Raw genomic sequence first — 3,952 nt, 5'->3', positions numbered from 1 at the left:
GCCGGCGCAGCCCTCACCACACATCTGAAACAGTCACTCAGCGGCTCGCCGCGTCCACGACCCGGTCCCGGCCGGCCCGCTTGGCCGCGTACAACGCTTCGTCGGCTCGCCGCAGCAGAGCCTCGGGACCCTCGGCGCCGGACCGGGTGGCGAACCCGATGCTGCAGCCGCGTGCCGTCCGCACGGCCAGGCGCACCCGTTCCAGGAGGACGCGAGCGGCGTCGGCGGGGCAGCCGGGCAGGGCGATGGTGAACTCCTCACCGCCCCAGCGCGCGACGACGTCACCCGTGCGCAGTTCGGCGCGCACCCTGCGCGCCACCTCGGCCAGCAGCCGGTCCCCGGCCAGGTGCCCCTCGGCGTCGTTGTAGGCCTTGAACCGGTCCACGTCGAGCACCGCGACGGTCAGCGGTTCACCACCGCGCTCGCAGACCGCGGCGAGGTGGGAGAGGTGCTCGTCCCAGCCCCGGCGGTTCGGCAGGCCGGTGAGCGCGTCGGTGGTGGCCGAGGCCTCCAGCTCGGCCACCAGGCGCGCGTGCCCCAGCGCCACCGCCGCCCCGTCGGCCAGCTGCAGCACGGCCTGCACGGCCTCGTCCCCGGGTGCCGCGACGGCCCGGTCCCAGCACACCAGCAGGACCGCCGCCACCCCGCCCGGCGTGGTCAGCGGGCAGCACACCAGCGAGCGGGCCCGCGCGGTCCCCGGGGGTTCGTGCCTGCCGCGCGGGTCCCCGGCCGCGTCGGGCACGAGCACCACCTCGCCGGAGCGGTGGGCCTCGGCGGTCCAGGAGCGCGAGCGCAGCGGCACGAGCGCACCCACGACGCCGGGGACGGACGCGGCCGTCACCTCCAGCACCCCCGCCCCGTCACCGGCGCCACCCCCCGCGTCGCGCGGCTCGAGGAGGGCGGCCAGGCAGCCACCGGCCAGGGCGTGGGCCGAGTCGACCACCTCCTGCCGCGGGTCCCGGCGCTCCTGGACGCACCGGGCGATGCGGTTCAGCGCGGCGGAGCGGGCCTCGGAGCGGCGCAGCGCGGACTCGGCGGCCTTGCGGTCGGTGACGTCCTGCGGGTGGATGAGCGTCCACTCCTCGCCGTTCGGCCCGGACGTCATCGTCACCGTCAGCCACGCCCACACGACCTCCCCGTCGGGCCGCACGTAGCGCTTCTCCAGCTGCACGGCGCTCTCGCCGCGCGCCCGGGCGGCCGCGAGCACCCCGCCGATGTCCCGGTTGGTGTGCAGGTCGTCGGGGTGGGTGAACGGCACGGTGGAGGAGCCGAGCAGCTCCGCCTCGGGGCGCGCGAACAACTCGCACAGCGCGGGGTTGACGGCGATGAAGACGCCGTCCTCGCACAGTCCGATCGGCACCGGCGACGCCACGAAGATCGTCGTGAACAGGTCCGGTGGCCCGTTCACCGCTGCACCCTCCACGCGGGTGTCGTCGGCTCGCGGGCGGGGCGGCTGGAGGGCGCGGGCGTCACGGTGCGATCCTCCCGCAGGACCTCAAGGTGCAGCGGTGACGTGCCGATGAGGTCCCCGTGACCTCTCCGGACGCCCTCCTGACCGCCGGCCCCTACCGGCTGGTGACGCGCAGCGACTTCGACGGGCTGGTGTGCGCGGTGCTGCTGCGCCAGCTCGACCTGGTCGACGAGATCACGTTCGTGCACCCCAAGGACGTGCAGGACGGCACGGTGGAGATCACGGCGCGGGACGTCCTGACGAACCTGCCGCACGACCCGCGCGCCCGGGTGGTGTTCGACCACCACCACTCCGAGACGCTGCGCAGCGCCGGGGCGGGCAACCACGTCATCGACGCCGACGCCCCGTCCGCGGCGCGCGTCGTGTTCGAGTTCTTCGGCGGCGCGCAGCGCTTCCCGAAGATCTCCGACGAGCTGATGCGGGCCGTGGACCAGGCGGACTCCGCCGCGTACGACGTCTCCGAGATCCTGGAGCCGACCGGCTGGACGCTGCTGAACTTCCTCATGGACAGCCGCACCGGCCTGGGGCGCTTCCGCGACTTCCGCATCTCGAACTACCAGCTGATGATGCAGCTCATCGAGCACTGCATGACGTACCAGGACGTCGACGAGATCCTCGCCCTGCCGGACGTCGCCGAGCGCGTGGACCTGTACCGCTCGCAGGCGGAGCTGTTCCGCGCCCAGCTGGAGCGCGTCACCACCCTGCACGGCGACGTGGCGGTGCTGGACCTGCGCGACGAGGACGTCATCCACGCCGGCAACCGCTTCCTGGTGTACGCGCTGTTCCCCGCCGCGCGCGTGTCGATCCACGTGATGTGGGGCCGCGCGAAGCAGAACACGGTGTTCGCCATCGGCAAGTCCATCGTGGACCGCACCTCGCCGGCGGACGTGGGCGCGGTGTGCCTGGCGCACGGCGGCGGCGGGCACGTGGCCGCCGGCACCTGCCAGGTGCCGCACGAGGACGCGGCCGCCGTGCTGCCGGAGCTGGTCGAGGCGCTGCGCGCGGAGCGCTGACCCGGGCACCGGCCTCGTCGCCGGTCGTGACCGGCGTCCGTGGACCCGGTCGGGCGGGTGTGGCAGGCTCCCGGCGAGCCGCCCGCGCCTCCTGCCGACGACGAAGGACGCCATGACCGCCACCGAGGCCCTGCCCGCCGGAGCCGACACGCCGGGGGACCGCCCCCGCAACCGCATCACCCGCGTCGACGTCACCCCCGTCGCGTTCCGGGACCTGCCGCTGCTGAACAACGTCGGCGTCCACGAGCCGTTCGCGCTGCGCACGGTCGTGGAGGTGCACACCGAGGACGGCACCGGCCTGGGTGAGACGTACGGCGACGCCGCGCACCTGGCGCGCGTGCGGGCCGCGGCCGCCGGCCTCGTCGGTGCCGACGTGTTCGACCTGAACGCCATGGCCGCCCGGGTGGCCGCCGTGCTGGCGCGCGACACCAGCACCGGCGGGCACGGCATGGGCGGGCAGGTCACCACCTCCAGCACCCTGAACCGCGTCCTGTCCCCCTTCGAGGTGGCCGCCCTGGACGTGCAGGGCCGCCTGCTGGGCCGCCCCGTCAGCGACCTGCTCGGCGGCGCCGTGCGCGAGGCGGTGCCGTACAGCGCCTACCTGTTCTACAAGTGGGAGGCGCACCCCGGCACCCGCGGGGACGGCGGCGGGGACGACTGGGGCGCGGCCCTGGACCCCGAGGGCCTGGTGCGCCAGGCGCGGCGCATGGTCGACGAGTTCGGGTTCACCGCCGTCAAGCTCAAGGGCGGGGTCTTCCCCCCGGAGCAGGAGATCGAGGCGATCCGCGCGCTGCGCTCGGAGTTCGCCGACCTGCCGCTGCGCCTGGACCCCAACGGGGCGTGGACCGTGGACACCTCCGTGCGGGTGGCCGAGGCGCTGGAGGGCGTCGTGGAGTACCTGGAGGACCCCACCCCCGGCATCGAGGGGATGGCCGCGGTGCACCGGCGCACCGACGTGCCGCTGGCGACGAACATGTGCGTCGTCGCGTTCGACCACCTCGCCCCCGCCGTGCGCGCGGACGCGGTGCAGGTGGTGCTGTCCGACCACCACTTCTGGGGCGGGCTGCGCCGCTCGCAGGACCTCGCCCGCATCTGCGAGGTGTTCGGGATGGGCCTGTCCATGCACTCCAACTCGCACCTGGGCATCTCCCTGGCGGCGATGACGCACCTGGCGGCGGCCACCCCGAACCTCGACTACGCGTGCGACACGCACTGGCCGTGGAAGCTCGCCGAGGACGACGTCGTGGTCCCCGGCGTCCTCGGCTTCGCCGACGGTTCCGTGCGGGTGCCGACGGGGCCGGGGCTGGGCGTGGAGCTGGACCGCGACGCGCTGGCGCGCCTGCACGAGCAGTACCTGCGCTGCGGCCTGCGCGACCGCGACGACACCGGGTACATGCGCACGGTCGACCCGGGTTTCAGCCCGAACACCGCCCGCTGGTGAGGGGCGGGCGCCCGCGGTCAGCGCGGG

3 protein-coding genes are annotated in these 3,952 nt (G+C 74.8%); 2 read left to right on the top strand and 1 reads right to left on the bottom strand.

What is annotated here, in order from left to right:
- Positions 1-37 precede the first annotated feature (37 nt).
- The gene (locus V9U69_RS09795) at positions 38-1,408 is read right to left on the bottom strand and encodes a sensor domain-containing diguanylate cyclase (RefSeq protein ID WP_337061526.1); all 1,371 of its coding nucleotides are present in this window, start codon (positions 1,406-1,408) and stop codon (positions 38-40) included.
- A 122-nt stretch (positions 1,409-1,530) separates the two neighbouring features.
- On the opposite strand from V9U69_RS09795, the gene V9U69_RS09790 reads away from it, so the two are divergent.
- Positions 1,531-2,484 (top strand): exopolyphosphatase, encoded by a 954-nt coding sequence (locus tag V9U69_RS09790; RefSeq protein WP_337061524.1) that lies wholly within the window; start codon positions 1,531-1,533, stop codon positions 2,482-2,484.
- A 112-nt stretch (positions 2,485-2,596) separates the two neighbouring features.
- Complete coding sequence (locus V9U69_RS09785) at positions 2,597-3,925, top strand: glucarate dehydratase family protein (protein WP_337061522.1); 1,329 nt, start codon at positions 2,597-2,599, stop codon at positions 3,923-3,925.
- Positions 3,926-3,952: the final 27 nt, after the last annotated feature.

The organism is Kineococcus sp. G2 (assembly GCF_037154035.1).
Classification (GTDB): Bacteria; Actinomycetota; Actinomycetes; order Actinomycetales; family Kineococcaceae; genus Kineococcus.
Note: the sequence above shows the minus strand (reverse complement) of the source record. Positions and strands in the feature narration are given on the sequence as shown.